The organism is Altericista sp. CCNU0014 (assembly GCF_044923475.1).
Lineage (GTDB): Bacteria > Cyanobacteriota > Cyanobacteriia > Thermosynechococcales > Thermosynechococcaceae > JAAURS01.
The window spans coordinates 420709-442331 of sequence record NZ_CP137338.1 but is presented as its reverse complement, the minus strand read 5'-3'; the positions used below and the strand labels follow the sequence as shown (position 1 = coordinate 442331).

Below are 21623 nucleotides of genomic sequence, written 5' to 3'. Positions count from 1 at the left end.
GCCATACCCCATAATAGAAGCTGAACTTGTCGTCAGGGTATGCAGCGATATACCTTTGGCGATCTCTACTATCAGCGAGTGCAGAAGCTACAGTGGATTCTCTGCTTTGGCTAGATCGATTGCAAGAAACAGACGAGACTCAAGCGGGAACGCAGCTCGCGAACCTAAGCCAGCTCTTTCAAACATGCCCTGGCGAGAACGGGTGGATCGTTCCCGATGGAGTCATGCAGGCGATCTGGCAGCAGATCGATTGGCCTAACGAAATCCTACAAGATTTTCCATACTTAAATCTGAATGTCTCGCTGTCTCAACCCGCTCAAGTCCAGTCCATCGCTCAAACGCTTCAGCGAGGCATTCTGACCCAGAGCTTGCCGCCAACCTGGGCGGATGAATGGCAGCAAGGGCTCGATCGCTGGCCCAAACCACCACTCATGCTGACGCCCTATCTCTGGACCGATCCAAAAGAACGATCTGGGGAAGCATCCAGCCTGCTGTTCTCAAAACCGTCCCTCTGCGACAGCGACCTGGCATCTTTCTGGGAGCGCCTTAAAGCACAGTGGGCGCAGTTATTTCAAGCCCGCAGCCTGCATATTTTGGGGCATTTGGGGTTGCGCCCCGAGCAACTGCATCTCAGCGTGTTGGTACAGCCGCTCGGGACGGCTCGAGCGTTCGGCTGGCTCAAGATCGGTCATGACGCTCTCGCCCTCGAAGCAGTATCGCAGGTCAGCCTAGAACCGTGGCAAGGCGAACGTTGGCCAGACTGCTATCTCTACGATCGGCACCGCGCTCAATGGCTCGAATGTTTTACCTCCTGCTCGTCCCCCGCTCGCGCGATTCAGTACCCGAACAGTGCGTCCGCAGTCAAACCCGATCTACTCTCTGAAGATACCCTTCAAGCCTTGGTTGAAATGGCTGCATCCGTTCCCCTTCAGACTTATGCAGAAACCCCCCTTACCCTAACTTGGGTTTTACCCGATACCCTTGCCAGCGCCACTCCCAAAATCCTAGGATTTGTGCCAGATTTGCCGCTGCCGCTGCATCCAAGCTTGCAATCTCCCAGCCGGAACGAGTTTGACATAGCATCATTGCGCTCTGTCGATCGGGACAGCGCGCCCGTCCCGATTAGGATGGGCCTAGGGGCTTTCCCAGGGAGTATTACGGCTCCTGTCATCGTCGTACAGTCATTTGAGGACCTGTCACCCGCTGCCTGTCGAGGTAAAATTTTAGTCGTGCGGCACTTGGAACCCATCCATCTCCCTTGGCTGCAAGAGGCCGTCGGTTTGCTGTGCGAAACGGGTGGTATCGCGTCCCACGGAGCCATTCTTGCCCGCGAACTGGGCTGCCCTGCCATCGTCGGCCTGTCTGACATTACCAAGGCACTGCAAACGGGACAGCGGGTTTCCTTTAACGGGAAGGAGGGCAAGATCTACGGCTTAGATGTCGAGGACCCCGACCCAGCCCCGTCAGTGTCGAACTCGCAAGGCGACAACATTCCGAAACGACTTTCTACTTCAATTCAACTGCTCGCGAGTGTCAGTCAGCTAACCCACCTCAAAAAGGCTCAGGCTCAAGAAATAGATGGAATTGGCCTCGTTCGCGGAGAATGGCTGCTACTGAGTCAAATCACCTCAGTCGACGCGTTGAATTCCCTAACGAAGTTCGACCGCGAGCATTTCGGATCGCAAATCGGAGCGACGTTAGCTGCAATGGCTCAGGCAGTTTCGCCACGCCCCATCTATTACCGCAGTATCGACTGGTCTTCCGCTTGGGGGAAGCAATCCTCTCCCCGCAGGACCGAACAAAATTCTAACCTGGGCTTGCGGGGAACGTTGCGCTATCGGCACGATCCTCAACTGTTTGAACTGGAACTCGCGATGCTGGCCGAGCTTCTAAACCGAGGGATCGAGAACCTGCGATTGATTCTGCCTTTCGTGCGATCGCCCCAGGAGGTTGCCTTCTGCACGGAGAAAATGAGGGCGGCGGGAATCGATCCGGACAACACCCTACCGCTGTGGATCATGGCAGAAGTCCCGTCCGTGCTGTTTTCCCTCAAACAGTATCGGCAGGTGGGCGTCCGGGGGATTGCCATTGGCAGCAACGATCTAGCGCAGCTCCTGCTCGGAATCGATCGCGATCGCGCTGCCTTTATGGATATTTTGAATCAAAATCGGGCCGTTCTGGAAGATGCCGTGCGGCAGTTGGTTCGAGAGGCATCGGCCTTGGAGCTGTCTAGCATTCTATGCGGCGACTTGCTGCTAGACTCGCAGCCCAACTACCAGTGGCTCGGCGAGCTGATCGAGGCCGGACTGGGCGGGATTTCTGTGGACGCAGGCGCGATCGCGGCAACTCGAGAGGCGATCGCCCGAGCCGAGCAGCAGCTCAGAGTCAAACCACCGACAACATCCTCCAAACCATAAATTTGAGCTAAAAGCCCTAAACCTTGAGATAATAAAAACTATCTACAGACCTCAAAAACGCCATCGCGCAGCGTCGCTATTACTGAGATTTTATGCAGACCTACCACTACATCCTTGCCAGTCAAAAATTTCTCATTGAGGAAGAACCCCTCCACGAAGTCTTCGACGAGCGCCATCGCTACTACAAAGAGCAGCAAAAGGAAATCGATTTTTGGCTCGTGAAGCAGCCCGCTTTCCTAGATGCACCGGAACTCGCCCAGGTCAAGGCATCTTGCCCGCAACCCTGTGCCGCAATTATCTCCACCAATCCGCAATTTATTCAATGGCTGAAGCTGCGGCTCGAGCACGTCCTCGTCGGCTCCTTTGCAGCACCCTCCGCAACTATCCCCGAAGCCCTAGCGTCAGCAGCGCTCGTGTCTTAGACCTCGCCCGTCGAGATCGTCCTGCCGCCCAAATCTCCTTTGGGTCGGCTAGGTTTCAACAGCAGTCGTATGGAGCGCCAGCCAATCTAAATCTTGGGTTTGTCCCACGATATAAATCTCTCGCTCTATCGTGCCGCAGCGATACACCCGAATCTGGGTTAGCGTTTGCTCTAAAAACGCCTGTAAAGCCTGAAATCGTTCCGCCATCTGAATTTCGTCAGGACCGTACCAATCCTGAATTTCTGTTGCAGGCGCGAGGAATGACTCTAGGGCGATCGCCTCAGCGGGAGTCTCAGGGGGTAACTGCGCTCGGTGCAACACGTCCGCCGCCGTCGGGCCGTCTCGCGCCATCCCCGTCCATAGCAGGACATCGAAAGGGGCGTCGGTTTCGCTCGTCCAGCTCAATCCCGCTACCGCTGCGGTCATTTGCTGCACTAAATCTTCGGGGTTGTGGGACGATGGGTTCACGACTAGCTGGGATGTTGGAAGTACCATTCAATCGTGCGGCGCAACCCTTCCTCTAGACTGACTTGGGCTGTAAATCCAAACGCTTCCTTAGCGCGGGTGGTATCCAAGCAGCGACGCGGCTGACCGTTAGGCTGGTCGGTTTCCCAAACGAGTTCGCCGTCGAACTCCATCAGGCGACAGATGAGCGCCACCAGATCGCGGATTGAAATTTCGTAATTGGTGCCTAAATTGACTGGTTCTGCACCGTCGTAGGCTCGAGCGCCCATGACAATGCCACGCGCCGCATCTTCAGAATATAAAAACTCTCGGGTGGGGCTACCATCCCCCCAGACGGGAAGCTTGCGAGCGCCCTGCTGTTTTGCTTCGTACACCTTCCGAATCAGCGCGGGAATGACGTGGGAACTGGCGGGGTTGAAGTTATCTTCGGGGCCGTACAGATTCACGGGCAGCAGGTAAATGCCGTCAAAGCCATACTGTTGGCGGTAAGATTGCAGCTGCACCAAGAGCGCCTTCTTGGCAATGCCATAGGGCGCGTTGGTTTCTTCGGGATAGCCGTTCCAGAGATCGTCTTCTTTAAAGGGAACGGGGGTGAATTTGGGATAGGCACAGATGGTGCCCGCGCAAACAAATTTTTTAACCCCTGCTTGATAGGCCGCATGAATGAGCTGAGTCCCCATCATTAGGTTGTCGTAGAACAGCTCTGCGGGTTTCTCGCGATTGAGTCCGATGCCGCCGACGTGGGCTGCAAGGTGAATCGCAATATCCTGCCCCTCAACGGCGGCCTGACAGTGCTCCAGCGATCGCAGGTCGCAGGACTTGGAGCGCGGAACTGAAATATTTTCGGATCGCGCGCCTGCTTTGAGCAACTGTGCGATGACTTGTTTCCCAAGAAAACCCGCACCACCCGTCACTAAAATTTTCTGAGTGGCAAAATCAATCGTTTGAGTCATAAGGTGTGACGCTAGATACAGCCGAAAAGAGCAGGTTGAATTAAGTTCGAAGTGTTATTGTGGTGAGAGGTTGGTTCACTGTTAAGCGTGCACAACCGTCAAGAGTTGAAAGGATTTATGGAAACCCATAGTACCGTCGAAGCGCCTCCAAAAGATAGCAAAAGTAACTCCCATACTGTCTTGAGTAGCCTCATCGCGTTGTTAACCTTAGCGCTACCGCTGTACATTACTGCACATTACTCGTCTAGCATAGTAGTAGAAAATACTCCAACCCTATCTTCCTCAGCAGCTCCACTACGTCTTCCGCTCCGGGTCTATGAGGGTTCGAGTTCGCTCTAAATTCTACCTCGCTCTATTGTTTGCCAAACCAAGAAGCCAATGCCTTGACGCCGTGGAAACTGCGCGGTCGCACCTTTGAGTGGGGGCGGCGCACCTATTTGATGGGCATTCTCAACGTCACGCCGGACAGCTTCAGCGATGGCGGCTCGTTCGATACCCTCGAGGCGGCGGTAGATCGAGCCCAACGGTTGGCAGCGGCGGGAATGGATATTCTCGATATCGGGGGACAATCGACCCGGCCCAATGCAAAAGATGTATCGCTCCAAGCAGAGCTCGATCGGGTGATTCCGATCGTAGAAGCCATTCGCCGGGTGTCAGAGGTGCCCATTTCGGTGGATACGACCAAAGCAGGAGTGGCGGCTGCGGCGATCGCCGCAGGGGCGGACCTCGTCAACGATATTTCGGGAGCGACCTACGACCCTGAGATGCTGGCTGTGGCGGCGCAATTGGACGTACCGATCGTCCTCATGCATCTGCGGGGGACTCCCAAAACCATGCAGCAGATGACCGACTATCGAGACTTGGTGGGCGAGATCGCATCTTGGCTCGAATCGCGCGTCGAAGCAGCCGTGGCGGCGGGAATCCCCCACCACCGGATCGCAATCGATCCGGGCATTGGCTTTGCGAAGACGGGAGCGCAGAATATCGAGCTGCTGAGAAACCTATCGGCATTTCAAAGTCTGGGCTGTCCTATTCTGGTCGGCCCTTCGCGCAAAAGTTTTATCGGCCACATTCTCGACCGACCCGATCCAAAACAGAGGGTTTGGGGAACGGCAGCAGCCTGCTGCGGGGCGATCGCTGGCGGGGCAGATCTGCTGAGAATACACGATGGCTCTGAGATGGCGGACGTGTGTCGCGTGGCGGATGCGATTTGGCGCCCCTGAATTGGATAAAGTCCTTTGTTAGAATGGGGAATATTAAGGCTAAAAGCAGCTACGATTAGACAGCGAAAATTCGGTATATCTATGATTCAACCCACTCAAGTCCCCAAGGTTTCCAACCCAAAGTACGGTTTTAACGATTACGTCGAGCGCTTGAACGGTCGAGCTGCCATGGTGGGGTTCGTGCTGGCCGTTTTAATTGAGCTCTTGACAGGGGAAGGCGTTTTAACTTGGCTGGGATTGCGCTGAGGTTGACGGTGCGGTGAGTTTAGAGTAAAGATCTCCTCAATATCGGGTCATTTCAACGCAGCAATGAATATGCTTCTACCTCGCTTTCTTCGGTCCGCCTATCGCAAAGATCCCATTCCCAGCTTTCTCATGACGATGGGGGCGGCGGATATTGCGTTGGGTGGAGCGAGCAGCCATGGCGGTCTCTTGTTTCTAGGTGTCTTTCTGTTGGGTGGTGCCCTGGGGTTGAAGTGGGTGCAAAGCCAGCGCCGTACGGATACCCTTCCCGAACCGATTGCGCAGCACTATTTGCCGTCCCAGTTTTCTCAGGAACTGCCGATGCTGTCTATGACTAAAAAACGACCGCCCAATTAACGGCCCATGGGAGTTCCTATGGTTGCGTCTATTGCTTCTAACGCATTGCAAATCGGCGAGGTTGCCAAACGGAGCGGGTTATCGGTCAAGACGATTCGCTACTATACCGATATCGGTCTTCTGGAGCCGCAGGTCCGGCGATCGCCCAGCAGCAGCTACCGACTCTACGGGCCGGATGTCATCAACCGCCTTGCGTTTATCCGCCGGACCCAGTCCTTAGGACTCAGCCTCACAGAAATTCGAGATATTTTAGAGATTCACGACCGAGGCACGCTGCCCTGCGGGCAGGCCAAGCATTACCTAGAAAGCAAGTTAGCCGATATCGAAACGCAAATTCGCCACCTAGAACTGCTTCGCAAAGAGGTCAAGGGCGTTTTGTCCGGGTGGCAAGACCCGATTGCGACGCAGTACGAGACTCAAACCATTTGTCCCAATCTGCAAGCAGAACCGTCCCTACAACCCCAGACCCATTCTTGAACCTCGCACAGCCTAATGTTATCGAGCAGCAGTGGTTTGCCCGTCCTGCAACGGACGTGGCCCCCGATCTCATTGGCTGCGTTCTGGTACGGCATTGCCCTAATGGCGAGCTTTTGCGGGGCACGATCGTGGAAACGGAAGCTTATGGTCCAGGCGATCCGGCCTGTCATGCCTATCGCAAGCGCACGACTCGCAATGCCGTCATGTTTGGGCCTGCGGGCTACAGCTACGTCTATTTAATCTACGGGATGTACCACTGCTTCAACGTGGTGACCGATCGAGAGGGGGTGGCCAGCGCCGTTCTGATTCGCGCGCTCGCGCTACCGGATGCGGACTCGCACTCGGATCTGTCTCCTACAACTCGTGCGAGACTTGCGGCAGGTCCCGGAAAGTTGTGTCGGTGGCTCGAGATCGATCGCAGCTTGAGCCAGGTCCAACTCGTGCGGGGCCAGCCGCTTTGGATCGAGCATCCCGACCGGAACGGGCAGCAGGCAATCTCGCCCCACTCTTTTGAACTCGTCCAAACCACTCGCATCGGACTGACCCAGGGTGCTGAAATTCCCTGGCGCTGGTACCTCAAGGGGTCGGCAGCAGTTTCTAGGCTTTAAAACTACATCCAAGGGCGCAAGGCCTTGCGCCCCTACAGCCGTACAAAACAAGGGTTTTACATCCGTTCTAGGACGGAAATTCCCAAAAGAGAGAGACCCAGCTTCAACGTCCGTGCTGTGGTGTGACAGAGCAGCAGTCTTGTCGTGCGCTGCGGTTCTGGAGCATCCAAGACCGAGCAGCGATCGTAAAACTGATTGAATTTTTGACTCAGTTCAAACAGGTATTGACATAAGCGGTTCGGCATCAGGTCTTGGCTCACCTGCTCGATGACGTCCGCCATTTGCAGGATGTGTTTGAGTACGACCAGTTCCGCGTCATCCTGAAGCGAAAGGGGAATGTCTGAGGACAGGCGATCGAAATCGATATTGCCTTTACGGCTGATGCCCTGCACCCGCACGTAGGCATAGAGCATATAGGGAGCCGTATTGCCCTGGAGAGAAAGCATTTTGTCGTAGCTAAAAATATAGTTGCTCGTGCGATTTTGGCTCAAATCCGCATACTTGACGGCTCCGATTCCAATCGTCCGCGCGGCGTCTTCAACAAACGCGTCGGTTTCCGAGCGACCTTCCGCTTGGAACCGCTGCTGAAGATCGGCGCGAGTACGGGCGATCGCCTCGTCCAGCAAATCCTTCAGCGGCACTGTATCGCCAGAGCGCGTCTTAATGCGCTTGCCGTCTTCTCCCAACACTAGCCCAAAGGGCGCGTGAAACAACTCCACCGTCTCCGGGACCCATCCCGCCCGCCGCACCACCTGAAACACCTGAGCAAAATGGTTGGATTGCCCGACATCCGTCGTATAGACGAGCCGATCCGCCTTGTCTTCTTGAATCCGGTAGCGAATGGCAGCCAAATCCGTGGTGGCATAGTTGTAACCGCCATCGGACTTTTGCACGATCGCAGGGAGCGGTTCCCCGGCCTTGTTGGTAAAGCCCTCCAGAAAAACGCACTTGGCCCCTCGATCTTCGACCAATAACCCCGCTGCATCCAGGGCCGCAACAACATCCGGCAGCAACGGATTGTAGAAAGATTCGCCGCGATCGCAAATCTCCGGCGAAACGCCCATCAGATCGTAGATCGCCCGATAGGATCGCTTCGACAGCTCGCAGACGATCTTCCAAGCCTTGAGGGTTTCAGGATCCCCTGCCTGGAGCTGTACCACGGCCAATCGCGCGGCCTCTTGAAACGCTGTATCGGAATCGAAGCGCTGCTTTGCTTCCCGGTAGAACGTGGATAAATCTCCCAAGCTGAGGGCGTTGCCTGCATCCAAGGCCGTGGGATAAGTAGACCGCAAATGGGCGATCAGCATTCCAAAGGGCGTGCCCCAGTCCCCTACGTGGCTGACTCGAAGCACATCGTGGCCTAAAAATTCGAGCACGCGCGCAAAACACTCGCCCAACACCGCCGGACGCAAGTGCCCCACATGCATTTCCTTGGCAATATTGGGGCTGGGATAGTCCACCACCACCCGCTTTGGATGGGACACCACCGGGATACCCAAGCGCGGATCGGCGGCGATCGCCTTTAATTGGCGCTCCAAATAATCCCGCTTCAGCGTCAGGTTGATAAACCCCGGCCCTGCAATCTCGGGAGCCTCACAGAGGTCGTCCACCTGAAGCTGCGCCAAAATTCGGCCCGCCACCTCGCGAGGGGGCAAGCTCACCTGCTTTGCCATGGGCAGCGCCACATTGGCTTGATAATCGCCAAACTTGGGATTGGTCGTGACCCCAAGCACGGGATCCACCGTGCTGTAGGCGTCCCCAAAGGCAGCGGCGATCGCCGCCTGGAATCGCGTTCTTAACGTCTCTTGAATCGAAGCCATAGGTTATCGACGGCGCGACTCTCGTTTTTCTCGTTCAATTCGACGGCGATCGCGCCATTCGGCAAGCGTGAGGTACAGGACGCCCCCCGTCACAATGGCGAGCATGCCCAGCACCGCCGCCGACAGTAAGCTGACTGGTGAAATTTCCACACTCTCTCTGGTTGAGCAAACGGTAAGTGAGCTAGCGATCTAAATCCAGCAAAGCATTACATTCCGTGACGGCCCCACACGACCATCGCAATGGAAAACGTAAAGAGCGTTAGCAGAGAAACCCAGCCTAATGTCAGGATATCCATACGAGTTTGCGTTGAAACCTATAGCAATGTCACGCACTATTTTATCTTGAAATGGCGATTCGAGCGGGCGTAGCTTTACGCCAAAATTCATTCATACCTGTACGACCCTCTGACAACCTCACTCTGGAGAAGGGGCAAGAGGGGCGATCGCAGCCTCAGGCAAAGCCAAACAAACTTATTTGTACCCTTACTCTCTCACAGCGTAATTTGACCCTAGGGAGCGGGTACCCTAAGTGAGCGAGCATATTTGTGCTGCACAATACTGTACGTCGTTAACCTTTAAGACCGTTAACCGTGCAATCGAGAAGAAGGAAAGCCTTCAACTGACGCGATCCAAAGCCACAAAATTCATCGACCGACCCAATAGCTAGTCTAGACACTAAGCTATACAGTTAAAGCATGAAGATTGTGTTTTTGTCTCCGGCAGTTTTACACTGTTTCATTGGTCAAATCCTACACCAAAGAAACTTTTTTGACTACATGCGTGAAGAGCAAAGCAACCAGGTATTAGCGAATGGTTAAGGTGTTGATTGTTGATGATAGTATGACTCAGCGTCAACTGATGAGTAGCGTACTAGAACAAATTGGGCTGACGGTTTTAATCGCAACAGATGGCGTCGAAGCCTGGGAGCAAATCCAGCAGATACAGCCAGATATCGTTGTATTAGATATCATCATGCCTCGCATGAATGGATACGAAGTTTGCCGCAAAATCAAGACAGACCCTACTATCCATCACCTTCCTGTCGTCCTATGCTCTTCAAAAACAGAAGAATTCGATCGCTATTGGGGGATGAAGCAGGGTGCAGATGCATATCTAGCAAAACCCTTTCAGCCTAAAGAGCTTTTGTCTACGATCCAAAAACTACTCAAAGGTTAGTCGCTATGTTCGATGGGCCTGATTTACCCGAAACCTATCTCTCTACTCCCGAAGTATCCAGTCGCGATACAGCACAAGAGACCTTATCTAGCTTTCCATCGCAACAGAATCCAGAAGGAGATTTATACCTCCGTTTTTTTGTCGAATCTGGAGATGAATTTGCATTGGCCGCCATGGGCATCCGCGAGGTTTTGTCCCTGACCCCAGATCAAATTACACCAGTTCCCAATGTCTCGCCGCTGCTCATGGGCGTTTTGAATTTCCGAGGGCAAGTGATTTGGGTTTCTGATGTAGGCCAATTTTTGGGCGGAACTCGTTTGCTGAATACCGAGCGAACGGAAATCTCTATCATCGTCATTGAATCTCAAGAGATCATGGTAGGGCTGGCCGTCGAGCGCGTGAGAGGGATGGAATGGCTGAGCTTAGATAAATTGCTGCCCCCCTCCAGCCAAGCAACCGATAGCATGTCCCCTTTTCTCAAAGGAGAGTGGCAAGGGATATCGGAAACGGCTTTACGGCTTTTAGATCCAGCATCCATCCTCAGATCGGCACGGTGGGCCGCCTAACCCATGATTCAGTTCGGCTTCTATTTTCGCTAGCGCGCCTTTGAGCGCCACACCAGAAAAAAGTTTGGGTTTCTCTGCCAGCAGTGCGTTTTGAAATTTAGATTCCCTTAGAACAACCGTCAGGAGCTTTTCAATGGCATTCAGTACTCAACATGCACAGCAGTATCAACAGGCAGTGAGTGCATACATGCAAGAGCACTATGAGGACGCGGCATCACTCAGCAGCGCCCTCGTGTCACAGTATCCTGACGATCCAAACCTGCAATTGCTGTGCGGTCATATTTACAGTTGCTTGAGACAATACGATATGGCACAACGCCACTACCAACAAGTTTTACGCGTTACTAACGATGCTGAGTTGCTGGCCTACGCGCACAACAGCCTGTCGGATGTCGCCCAAATTTTAGGAGATAATTCTTTGGAGGATACGACCGGGCCTGCAGAATTTTGGCCAGATGCGTCATCTTATGAAGAAGAAGATGCGACCCAAATTCAAATGGGGGTAGCTGCCTCAAAGCGGCAAATAGAAGCGCTAGCCCCCGACTTTAAATTAGCGGCGCACAGTGCTATAAATGCATCTTCAGTATCTGAGCCTCAAGCAGGTTGGCAAAGCTTACTGTTTCAAGAAGAGAATTTTGAAGAGGGTCTCTCGGAAGACGCCGACTCAGATCGGGCATCAGAAATATTTGATGATGATGAAGAGATTACGCTTTTGATGGGTAAAAAAGGTTCACAAAAACCAGAGGGTTCGATGTCAGACGATCAGTTTTCTGGAGAGCAAGCCAATTCTAATGCCGCGCCTAATGCGGCCAATCCTGTAGATGGAGACTCGAATCTGTTCGATGGCTCTTCGTCTCACGAGGCTGCTCTGCCATCTCGCAGTCAAGAATACGGAGAAGCGTTCGGCAATTTTCTCAATCACATCGATCGGGGCGAAATGAACGATCGCGAAACGCTAGACAATCTGGATATGTCTGCTCCTCTGCATGCAGAATCAGATCCTCACCTAGGAGTGGACTTCGAGGATGAATCTTATCAAAATGACGGCACGTTTTCTGGCCCGGAATGGGACGATAGCGCAACGCAAATGACTGCCGTGCAGCCAGAAGAGCAGCTTGTGGGTGCCATGCCCGCTCGGGCAGCCGAGCTGTCCCCGAATTCGGCTGGAGATGCATCGCTCAAGGGCAATTCCGATAAAGCAGCGGCGCTGAATATGGTTTCGCGACGTCTGCCCGTGTTGGCTCCGTTTGAGAATGCGCCGCTCAACAAGAAACCAGCGATCATGGCAGCATCGACGGGCATTGTGGCAGGCGTCACGGCCCTTGTGGTGGGCAGCTTGCCCGGAGGAAACCCTATGACTAAAATCGGGCTGGGCGCGCTCGCTGCAGGCATCACTGGAGGCATTACAACCCTGGCATTGAGCCAAACCGTGACGCGTCAGTTTAAGGCCTCAACCAGCGATTTACAAGCAAAGCTGTCGGCAGTGGCGCAAGGCGATTGGGGGGTTAAGGCGATCGAGTTTTCCGATGACGAATTCGGTCAACTGGCCAAAAGCTTTAATAAAATGACCCACTTTATTGAAGCTTCAACCAGAGATTCCAAACGCAAGGCCGACGACCAAGAAAAAGCCAAGGAAGACCTTCAGCGTCAGGTGATTCGGTTGTTGGACGACGTGGAAGGAGCGGCTAGAGGAGATTTAACCGTTCAAGCTGAAGTGACCGCCGACATTTTGGGAGCCGTTGCGGATTCGTTTAACCTCACCATTTACAACCTCCAAAAAATTGTGAAACAGGTGAAGGTTGCTGCCCAAGAGGTCAACAAAGGTGCAGCCGAAAACGAAGAATTTGCGAGGGGACTGTCTTCCGACGCGCTGCGGCAAGCCGAGGAACTAGCGGCCACCTTGAATTCAGTACAGATGATGACGACCTCCATCCAGGAAGTAGCCGACAGCGCCCGCTCTGCCGATCAAGTGGCGCAACGGGCGTCTGAAGCGGCACTGCGAGGCGGCGAATCGGTAGAAAGTACCGTGGCCGGGATTATGCAGATTCGAGAAACCGTGGCTGAAACCACGCGCAAGGTGAAGCGGTTAGCGGAGTCTTCCCAAGAAATTTCTAAGATTGTGGGTTTGATTTCGCAAATTGCGTCTCGAACCAACCTGCTGGCCCTCAACGCCAGTATCGAGGCCGCACGGGCCGGCGAGTCAGGTCGGGGGTTTGCAGTGGTGGCCGACGAAGTGCGGCAGCTAGCCGACCGAGCTGCTAAATCTTCTAAGGAAATCGAGCAGATCGTGCTTCAAATTCAGGGAGAAACCAGCTCCGTGATGACGGCCATGGAAGAGGGTACTCAGCAAGTTATTGAAGGGACACAGCGGGCGGAGCAGGCAAAGGATTCTCTCAAAGACATCATTCAGGTGTCCGAGCAGATCAAGCAGCTGGTCGGCTCCATTACCAAGGCGACCTCCGAACAAACAGAGACTTCGCGCTATGTAGGACAGGTGATGCAATCCGTCGAGTTAACCGCTCAGGAAACCTCCCAAGAGGCCCAACGCGTGTCCGACTCGCTGCGCAATCTGGTGGGTGTGGCACGCGATCTACAGTCTTCTGTGGAGCGCTTCAAAGTTGAAGGAACGGAGTTTAGCTAAGCGATTCAGCGGATCCATGATGCAAGCATTGGCCTATTTAACGGAGATCTTACGAGGGGGTGCCCATGCAGCCTGAACAACAGCGGATACTTGGCTACTTTATTGAAGAAGCAAAAGAGCATTTAGCCACCATCGAACACGGGTTGCTAAATCTCCAGACCGTGGTCGACGACACGGAAATGATGAATGAGGTGTTCCGGGCAGCTCACTCTGTGAAGGGGGGAGCGGCAATGCTGGGCATTCATAGCATGCAGCACATTTCCCACCGTCTGGAGGATTATTTCAAGATCCTTAAGGAGCATCCCGTTCGGGTCGATGCCAAGATTGAATCGCTTTTTTTAAAAGTCTTCGATGGCCTCAATGTTCTCACGGAAGAATTGCAAAGCTCGCTGTCGCTCTCGGAAGAGCTATCTCACCAGACGCTTCAGTCGGTGGAACCGGTTTTTGATGAATTGCAGGCCCACTTAGCCCAGCTCACGGGGGCAGAATTCGAATCCGATGAGAATCTGGCTGCCGCTGGGATTGCTGCTGCGCCCACAATGTCTCAAGAGCAGACGATGGTGGCGTTTGAGTCTGAGGTGATGGTACAACTGCGGCAAATGCTCCAGCTGTTCCAATCCAACGATACCGTCTCTGCGCGTCAAGGGTTGCAAGCCATTTGCGCCACTTTGAGTCAATTGGGCGCTCAAGCTGGACTGACAACCTGGCAAAACTTGGTCGTGACCGTTAGCGATGCGATCGCCGAGTCTAAAAATGCGCTAGATACGCTAGCCGCCGTCACGCTTCCAGCCCTCAAGGATGCTCGAAATGCCGTCTTAGACGGACAAGCTTCCAAAATCAAACCTTCAGAAACCTTGTTAGCGCTCGTTCCAGTGGCTTCGGCGCCAGAAGCCATCGATTGGTTTAGCGTGTTTAGCACGCCCGCGACCACCGCGACCACTGCCGCCGAATCGGTCGAATCCTTCCTGGACGACCTTCTGCAAGAACCGGAAACCGCCCCTGTTGAGGTAGCGCCTCAGACGGTTAGAATGCCCGTTGACTTTGCTAAACTGGCAGACCTGCTCGCTGAGGAACCAGATTTTGTTCTAGATGCGGCATCTGAAGAACTTGAGGAATCTAAAGTCTCTCTCGATACAGAGTTTAGCGATCTCGAGCGTTTGCTAGACGATCCCCAGCGCAGTACCGCCGGGTCGGGCGCAACAGCTGGGGGACGGTCTGCGACCACCCTGCGTTCCAATCGACGACCTGGCGCCGCTCAAACCATGAAAGTGGGCGTGAAGCAGCTCGACAACCTCAGCAATCTGATCGGGGAGCTGGTTATCAACCGCAACACCCTTGAAGACAACCAAGACCGCCTGCACCAGTTCTTAGACAATTTATTGTTTCAGGTGCAGCAGCTGGGAGAATTGGGCCAGCAAATGCAGGATCTGTACGAACGCTCCCTACTAGAGGGTTCTTTGTTGGCATCCCAGCGCGCGAGGGCTTCGTCTTCAGGGTCAAATAGCGGCACCTTCTTCGGCCAAGGGATGGCGGAGCAGTCGCCTGCCCATGCCTCGGGTTTTAGCTTCGATGCCTTGGAGATGGACAACTTCACGGGCTTCCACAGCCTGTCACAGGAAATCATCGAGCGCATCGTACGCGTTCGCGAAGCGGCCTCAGACATTGAGTTTGTGGTGGACTCTAACGAGCAGGTCACTCGGACCTTCCGTCAGGTGACGACGCAGGTTCAAGAAGGTCTGACCACCTCGCGAATGGTTCCGTTTTCTCAAATGGCAGAGCGCTTACCCCGTGCCATTCGAGATGTTTCGCTCAAGTGCGGCAAGCAGGCGCGGTTAGAGCTAGAAGGACGCGACACGCTGATCGATAAGGGGATTCTAGAGCGCATTTACGATCCGCTGACCCACTTGGTCAACAACGCGATTTATCACGGTCTTGAAACCCCTGAGGTTCGCCAGCGCCTGGGTAAAAATCCAGAGGGGGTCATCAAGATTCGGGTCTTTTATCAAGGGAATCAGACCATTATTTCCATCGCGGACGATGGGGGTGGAATTGACGTCGAGCGAGTCAAGGCCAAAGCGATTTCCAAAGGATTGGCAACTCCAGAAGAGGTTGCCGGGATGTCGAAACAAGAAATCTATTCTTTCCTCTTTCAGTCTGGATTTTCGACCAACGATCAGGCCGACCAGCTAGCCGGACGAGGGGTTGGCATGGATGTAGTGCGCAGTTCCATTACCGATCTGCGCGGGGTCATCAACACAGACTCTACGCCGAACAAAGGGACGACGTTTACGATTCGTCTCCCCCTTACCCTGAGCATCACGAAGGCGCTCTGCTGTTTGCACCAAAACTACAGTATTGCTTTCCCCATTGACGGGGTCGAGGATGTCCTAGATTTAGCAACGGAACAACTCATTCAGGGAGAAGACGGGGAGTCGTCGTTTATTGTCTGGCGCGATCGCCGTTTGCCCTGCAAGCCCCTGGCCCAGTTGCTCACCTACAACCGCACGCTGAAGCGGAGCGGGCGCTATAGCAATCCCGACAGTGCCGGCAAGGTTGCCGTCGTGATCCTGCGGAGCGGCGACGACTTTATCGGGCTTCAGGTCGATGAGGTCATGGGCGAGCAAGAAATCGTGATCAAACAGTTGTCCGGTCCGGTACCCAAGCCCCTGGGAATCTCTGGGGTGACGGTGCAAGGGGATGGCCGAGTTATGGCGATCGCCGATGTGCTGGAGCTCGTGGATCTGTCTTTAGACCGCGTCGAGCGCAACCATCAGTTCTGGCAGGGAATGGCCGATACGTCCGTTATCGAGGTGGAAACCGACCCCATGGTGCTGATCGTGGATGACTCCATTACCGTACGGGAGCTGCTGTCCATGACCTTTAGCAAAGCGGGCTATCGGGTCGAGCAGGCCCGAGACGGTCTAGAAGCCTGGGAAAAACTGCGCTCTGGGCTTCCCTGCGACTTGATCTTCTGCGACGTTGAAATGCCTCGGATGGACGGTCTCGAACTGCTGTCTCGCCTCCAACAAGATGAAGATCTCCAGGATCTCCCCATCGCGATGCTCACCTCTCGCGGCGCGTCCAAGCACAAGAAAATGGCCGTTGACTTAGGAGCGAAGGGCTATTTCACAAAGCCTTACCTCGAAGAAGTTCTGCTCGATGCAGCCCAACGCATGATTAATGGCGAAGTGCTGATTAAGTGATGCATCCATACCGAACGTTAGGGGCACAAGGCCTTGCGCCCCTACTACGATAAAGCAGCACCATTTCCATCCATGCCTGCTCGGGGAACTTTACCGTTCTCCGAGCAGTTTCCGTTTCGATCGAAAAAAGGACTTTAGAATAAAACGAATAGAATAAACGAAAGGATAAGCCATCGGGATTGGCGGGTTTTGCCGCACGAGCTCAGATCCCATTCATGGCGTCGGTGTACCCGTGCAGAAAAACGCTTCAGCCCTCAGTCTAGATTTATCAACGCTGTATCCCTTTGAGTTAGACGCGTTTCAAACCGAGGCGATCGCCGCTCTCGATGCGGGCAAGTCCGTGGTCGTGGTGGCTCCAACGGGTTCCGGCAAAACGCTGATCGGGGAATATGCCATTGCAAGGGCGATCGCGCGCGGAAAACGCGTGCTCTATACAACCCCCTTGAAGGCCCTATCCAACCAAAAGCTGCGGGACTTTCGCGAACAGTTTGGCATCGATAAAGTCGGGCTGGTAACGGGGGATCTCTGCATCAACCGAGATGCGCCCATCCTGGTCATGACAACCGAGATTTTCCGCAATATTCTCTACGGCACGTTCACAGAGGTCATCGAGACCGCCCTGACGGACGTGGAAGCGGTGGTGCTAGACGAATGCCACTACATGAACGATCGCCAGCGCGGAACGGTGTGGGAAGAGTCGATTATCTACTGTCCGCCCGATATCCAGCTCATTGCCCTTTCGGCGACGATTGCCAATGCCAGGCAGTTAACCGATTGGATCGAGTGGGTTCACGGCCCCACCCAGCTGATCCAATCCGACTGGCGTCCGGTGCCGCTTCAGTTTCACTTTGGCAATCATCAAGGGCTGTTTCCGCTGCTGAACCAACAGCGCACTAAGCTCAATCCCAAACTCAAGGCCCTGCCGTCCAAGAAACGTGCCGGGCGATCGCGCAATTCCCGCGGCGCCACGCCGGACCCCTACTCGGTCATTGCAGCGCTTCAGGAGCGGCAAATGCTGCCCGCTATTTATTTCATCTTCAGTCGGCGCGGCTGCGACCAGGCCGTCCTCGCGACGCGGGAACTCAAAACGTTACTGAGCGCCGAAGAATCTACCCAACTTCAAATCCGCCTCGCTCAGTTCGCCGGGTTATATCCAGAACTAGCCCAATCTCCGATCTTGGATGGCATCCGGCGAGGTGTGGCCCCCCACCATGCGGGACTGCTGCCTGCTTGGAAGGCTCTGGTGGAAGATCTATTCCAGCAGGGGTTTATTAAAGTTATTTTTGCAACCGAAACCTTAGCGGCGGGCATCAACATGCCCGCCCGCACCACCATCATCTCCAGCCTCTCCAAGCGCACGGACCTCGGCCATCGCCTGCTCAACGCTTCAGAATTTTTGCAGATGTCGGGTCGGGCAGGACGACGGGGCATGGATACGTTGGGCCATGTCGTTACCCTCCAAACGGCCTTTGAAGGAGCCAACGAAGCGGCCTACTTGGCCACGATGGGCGCAGATCCGCTGGTGAGCCAGTTTACCCCCAGTTATGGGATGGTGCTGAATCTGCTCCAAACCCGCACGCTTGAGGAATCGAGGGCGCTGATCGAGAAAAGCTTCGGGCAGTACATCGCCATGCAGCAGTTGGCTCCCCAACAACAGGCGATCGCCGATCTAGAACGAGAAATTGCAGAACTGCAGCGCAAAGCCGCTACGGTCGATCTGGACGCCATTCAGCAATACAGCAAACTCAAGGGTCGTCTCAAGGAAGAACAGCGCTTGCTGAAGCTACTGGAACATCAAGCGGAGGAGGTTGCCTTCCAGGAAACCCTTCAGGCACTGCCGCAGTTCTCGCTAGGGACCGTTCTTTTGCTCAAACCTTCAGGTAAAGGGAGCGCTGCATTTGCAAGCGAGCGCCCGGTGAAGGCCGTGGCGATCGAGCAAATTCCAAGCAACGGTCAATTCCCCCATTTTCTCTGTCTGCGCCAAGACAATGTTTGGTGCGTTGCCACTTGCCGGGACGTGCTGGGCGTTCGACTGGCTGGGATGAAAGGGCTGGAAGCTCTTTCTGCACCCAAGGATTGGTCGTTTAAACCGGGACATACGCATCCTGGAGATGCTCAAACGCTCGAGATTGCCCAGAGCATTCCCTCGTTGAGTTCGATCGTACCGCCAGAGATCCTGGACCAGGAGGCGCGGGTGGATGCAGTACAGGCTCAGATTGCGGCCCATCCGGCCCACCCCACCCACAAGCAGCACGCCATTTTTCTGCGACTAGAGCAGCGTATCGAACGGCTGCAAACCCAACTGCGCGATCGCCAAACGAAACTTCGGCATCAGTCTCAGCAGCGCTGGCAAGACTTTTTGTGCTTGGTCAAACTTCTGCGCCAATTTGAAGCCCTCGACAACCTGCAGCCCACCGAACTGGGCAAGACCGCTGCGTTGCTGCGAGGGGAAAATGAATTGTGGTTGGCCTTGGCGTTGCGCTCTGGAAAATTTGAGGCCCTTGCCCCCCATCACCTGGCTGCGGCCTGTGCGGCCCTTGTTGCAGAAAACAACCGAGCGGATAGCTGGGTGCGCTACAGTCCCGGCGTTCCGGTGCAAAATGCTCTAGAATCCTTACGCCCGCTAAGGCGCGAGCTCATTCAATCCCAACATCGCGAAGGAGTGACGCTTCCCGTCTGGCTGGAAACGGATCTGATCGGGACGATCGAGCAGTGGGCCTGCGGTGCAACTTGGACGGAACTTTGCGCTCATACCAGCCTAGACGAAGGCGATATCGTGCGGATTTTGCGGCGCACGGTAGACGTGCTCTCCCAAATCCCTAACGTGCCCTACTTTTCCACGGAATTGCGCCAGAATGCGCGGCGGGCCGTGCAGGTCATCGATCGCTTTCCAATCAATGAAATGGATGCGATCCGAGAGCCAGTGCTGCCCGACGACCCGGTTTAGGCTGAGTCCAACCTGCATCGGTTTGCATTTGCATTTGTTCGAAGCTCGTGAGGTCAATGTTTGGGACGCATTCATTGACCTTCCAGTAGTCGGTGTCGATCGTTGACTGCCTTTCTCGATCGCATTAGTCCAAACTCACGTATCCCAGTGCTTAGGGTAAATGAATTGCTTGGTATTGCTATGGCTTTATGGGTGAAGCGATAGCGTAGCCTGCATTATTCACGAGGTGTATGAGGAGTTGTAAGTTTCACCAAAATTAGAGCTATAGGATGAGATGAAAAGTAAAAGTAGGCAAAAAAGCGATACAAATCGGCTCAAAAAGGCTAAAAACACCTATATTTCCGACAAATAGAGACAAGAATCCTATGACGGGCTTGGCCTACTCAAATTTGAGGGACTGGGACTGGGATAAGTTCCGAGAAATTTGACGCATCTCCTGGGCATAAGGGCAAAACGCAGCCAACTCCACCAGAATCCGTCGGGTAGAAACCGTTACCTTGGCAGCTCCTTTAATGAGCAACAACCGTAGGCGTTCCACCTGAGCCGTTGCCAGTTGTGTTCCATGGGCCGCTTGGCGAATTGCAATCATCAAAATGTAAGCAGCTTGAGCCAAGAGCAGACGAAACTGATTGGCAATAAAAGTGCTGCAACTGAGACGATCTGCTTTGATGCCGAGTTTGAGTTCTTTAATGCGATGCTCGCTGTCGCCGCCGCGTTGAACGTAGAAGTGGTCGTACAATTCTTGAGGCGGTTGCTCCAGATTGGTCACCACAAATCGAGGATTGGGGCCTTGGTCGAGCCATTCTGCCTTCATGACTAATCGTCTGGGTTCATCCCACGTCCGTGCCGCGTAATAGACATCGTCAAACAAGCGAGCCTTTTGCTGGGTTTGGATGTGTTGCAATCTTGCCCGTTCGAGCAAATCGGCAATTTTACGCTCCAATACCGCATTGCGGATAAAGCCAAGGGCATAGCCCACCTTGGAGCGTTCGCAAACCTGCATGATTTCGGGTAAGGAGAATCCCGCATCGCCTCGCAGAATCAGTCTCACAGACGGCCAAACGCGTTTGAGTCGCCAAAATAGCCAGCGTAAAATGCCTGCGACGCCTTTGCCTGAATGACTATTGCCCGCGCGTAACTGCAAAATCAACGGATACCCTGTACTGGCCTCGTTGATGAGCACTGGAAAGTACATATGATGACCGTAGTATCCATGGAAACAGCTCAATTGTTGATTCCCATGGGTTGGGTCGTCCCAGCCATCGATATCCAACACGATTTCGTCGGGTGCGCTCTTGTAGCGTTGGATGAATCCATCCACCATTCGGCTGCGCATGGCAGCGACTTCTGCTTTGCCAATGTGGTTCTCAAGTCGAGTGATGGTGGGTTGGCTTGCCAGTAAATCTGTTCCGACACTCGGCGATCGTCCGCAGGCAACCTTGAAGATGGGGTCGTGGCGCAGCACGTTACTGTCATTGGCATCTTCGTACCCTCCCACCATTTGATATACGCGTTGACTGACCAACTGATGCAGGTTATGGGTGATTTTGCTCGGGTCGCGCCAGTCCTGGATACACGCTGACAATCCTCGACACACTTGAACCTGCTCTTCTGCTTGTCGAGCCAGCAAGATCCCGGCATCTGAGCTTAATTCTAGATCTGAAAATCGAACGACTAAAGGGCGTGGCGTGGGGAAATTGTAGGGCAGGTCCGAATGACACTCTGTCATGGCACAATGGAGATACTAAAAACTCTAGAGAGCCTGATTCTAAACCGTTTCAGGCTCTCTTTTCTTGTGTTTTCCTATCTCTCATGAATTATCCAGGGTAGGCGATCGCGCAATTTCTTCGCGAGTTCTTTGATGCGACGCACCTTTTCAGGCAAACATCCTGGAGTTCCTCGCTCAGACGGTTGAAAGGCTTTTTCCGTTGACAGGGGCGATTCTTTTACCTGCTAAATCACGAGGTTTGAGATCTACTGAGTCTGTTGTATCCTTCTTTGAGGGGGATTTATGGACCCTTCTGCTACGAGAATAATCATTCTCTAAATTCTTGACATTGTAATCCTGGGTGCCAATATTAGCTTGCAATACTGGCAGAAGCACA

Annotated in this window: 19 protein-coding genes; 13 read left to right on the top strand and 6 right to left on the bottom strand. The window is 54.0% G+C overall.

Annotated elements, in window-relative coordinates:
* Window positions 1–92 precede the first annotated feature (92 nt).
* Window positions 93–2417, top strand: a complete 2325-nt coding sequence (locus R6H26_RS02185) for a putative PEP-binding protein (protein WP_404787938.1) — start codon at window positions 93–95, stop codon at window positions 2415–2417.
* A gap of 92 nt (window positions 2418–2509) precedes the next feature.
* A complete protein-coding gene (locus R6H26_RS02180) occupies window positions 2510–2839 on the top strand; it encodes an MgPME-cyclase complex family protein (RefSeq protein ID WP_404787936.1) in 330 nt (109 codons plus the stop codon).
* A gap of 48 nt (window positions 2840–2887) precedes the next feature.
* On the opposite strand, the gene R6H26_RS02175 is transcribed toward R6H26_RS02180, so the two are convergent.
* Both R6H26_RS02175 and R6H26_RS02170 read right to left on the bottom strand, forming a co-directional pair.
* Complete coding sequence (locus R6H26_RS02175) at window positions 2888–3334, bottom strand: nuclease A inhibitor family protein (protein ID WP_404787935.1); 447 nt, start codon at window positions 3332–3334, stop codon at window positions 2888–2890.
* Complete coding sequence (locus R6H26_RS02170; protein ID WP_404787933.1) at window positions 3310–4257, bottom strand: GDP-L-fucose synthase family protein; 948 nt, start codon at window positions 4255–4257, stop codon at window positions 3310–3312. Before R6H26_RS02170 ends, R6H26_RS02175 begins: the two co-directional genes overlap by 25 nt.
* Before the next feature lie 117 nt (window positions 4258–4374).
* Here R6H26_RS02170 and R6H26_RS02165 point away from each other — a divergent pair, with 117 nt between their 5' ends.
* From R6H26_RS02165 to R6H26_RS02140, 6 genes are all read left to right on the top strand, one after another.
* Window positions 4375–4596, top strand: coding sequence for a hypothetical protein (locus R6H26_RS02165; RefSeq protein ID WP_404787931.1), 222 nt, complete (start codon window positions 4375–4377; stop codon window positions 4594–4596).
* A 101-nt stretch (window positions 4597–4697) separates the two neighbouring features.
* On the top strand, window positions 4698–5480 hold the full coding sequence (gene folP / locus R6H26_RS02160) for a dihydropteroate synthase (RefSeq protein ID WP_404791181.1): 783 nt from the start codon (window positions 4698–4700) through the stop codon (window positions 5478–5480).
* Window positions 5481–5561: 81 nt separating this feature from the next.
* Window positions 5562–5726: a hypothetical protein gene (locus tag R6H26_RS02155; protein WP_404787929.1), complete on the top strand. Its 165-nt coding sequence runs from the start codon at window positions 5562–5564 to the stop codon at window positions 5724–5726.
* Between the two features lie 63 nt (window positions 5727–5789).
* Window positions 5790–6080 carry a hypothetical protein gene (locus R6H26_RS02150; protein WP_404787927.1) on the top strand — a complete coding sequence of 97 codons (291 nt, stop codon included), beginning with the start codon at window positions 5790–5792 and terminating at the stop codon, window positions 6078–6080.
* Window positions 6081–6098: 18 nt separating this feature from the next.
* A complete protein-coding gene (locus tag R6H26_RS02145; protein WP_404787926.1) occupies window positions 6099–6557 on the top strand; it encodes a heavy metal-responsive transcriptional regulator in 459 nt (152 codons plus the stop codon).
* Window positions 6554–7165, top strand: coding sequence for a DNA-3-methyladenine glycosylase (locus R6H26_RS02140; RefSeq protein WP_404787924.1), 612 nt, complete (start codon window positions 6554–6556; stop codon window positions 7163–7165). Before R6H26_RS02145 ends, R6H26_RS02140 begins: the two co-directional genes overlap by 4 nt.
* Window positions 7166–7221: 56 nt before the next feature.
* Here R6H26_RS02140 and argS read toward each other — a convergent pair whose 3' ends face one another.
* From argS to petN, 3 genes are read right to left on the bottom strand one after another with little or no spacing between them, the layout of a single operon-like run.
* Window positions 7222–8985 (bottom strand): arginine--tRNA ligase, encoded by a 1764-nt coding sequence (argS, locus tag R6H26_RS02135; protein ID WP_404787923.1) that lies wholly within the window; start codon window positions 8983–8985, stop codon window positions 7222–7224.
* 3 nt (window positions 8986–8988) lie between these two features.
* A complete protein-coding gene (locus tag R6H26_RS02130) occupies window positions 8989–9135 on the bottom strand; it encodes a hypothetical protein (RefSeq protein ID WP_404787921.1) in 147 nt (48 codons plus the stop codon).
* A gap of 56 nt (window positions 9136–9191) precedes the next feature.
* Entirely contained in the window at window positions 9192–9281 is a 90-nt protein-coding gene (gene petN, locus R6H26_RS02125; protein WP_404787919.1) for a cytochrome b6-f complex subunit PetN, read from the bottom strand.
* Window positions 9282–9795: 514 nt separating this feature from the next.
* Here petN and R6H26_RS02120 point away from each other — a divergent pair.
* The 5 genes from R6H26_RS02120 (at window position 9796) to R6H26_RS02100 (ending at window position 19518) form a co-directional block, all read left to right on the top strand.
* Window positions 9796–10161 carry a PleD family two-component system response regulator gene (locus R6H26_RS02120; RefSeq protein WP_404787918.1) on the top strand — a complete coding sequence of 122 codons (366 nt, stop codon included), beginning with the start codon at window positions 9796–9798 and terminating at the stop codon, window positions 10159–10161.
* Between the two features lie 5 nt (window positions 10162–10166).
* Complete coding sequence (locus R6H26_RS02115) at window positions 10167–10727, top strand: chemotaxis protein CheW (RefSeq protein ID WP_404787916.1); 561 nt, start codon at window positions 10167–10169, stop codon at window positions 10725–10727.
* Between the two features lie 133 nt (window positions 10728–10860).
* Window positions 10861–13368 (top strand): methyl-accepting chemotaxis protein, encoded by a 2508-nt coding sequence (locus tag R6H26_RS02110; RefSeq protein ID WP_404787915.1) that lies wholly within the window; start codon window positions 10861–10863, stop codon window positions 13366–13368.
* 65 nt (window positions 13369–13433) lie between these two features.
* Window positions 13434–16571, top strand: coding sequence for a response regulator (locus R6H26_RS02105; RefSeq protein ID WP_404787913.1), 3138 nt, complete (start codon window positions 13434–13436; stop codon window positions 16569–16571).
* Between the two features lie 232 nt (window positions 16572–16803).
* Window positions 16804–19518 (top strand): DEAD/DEAH box helicase, encoded by a 2715-nt coding sequence (locus R6H26_RS02100; RefSeq protein ID WP_404787911.1) that lies wholly within the window; start codon window positions 16804–16806, stop codon window positions 19516–19518.
* 379 nt (window positions 19519–19897) lie between these two features.
* Here the strand turns inward: R6H26_RS02100 and R6H26_RS02095 are convergent, their stop codons facing one another.
* On the bottom strand, window positions 19898–21247 hold the full coding sequence (locus tag R6H26_RS02095; RefSeq protein WP_404783571.1) for an IS1380 family transposase: 1350 nt from the start codon (window positions 21245–21247) through the stop codon (window positions 19898–19900).
* Window positions 21248–21623 lie beyond the last annotated feature (376 nt).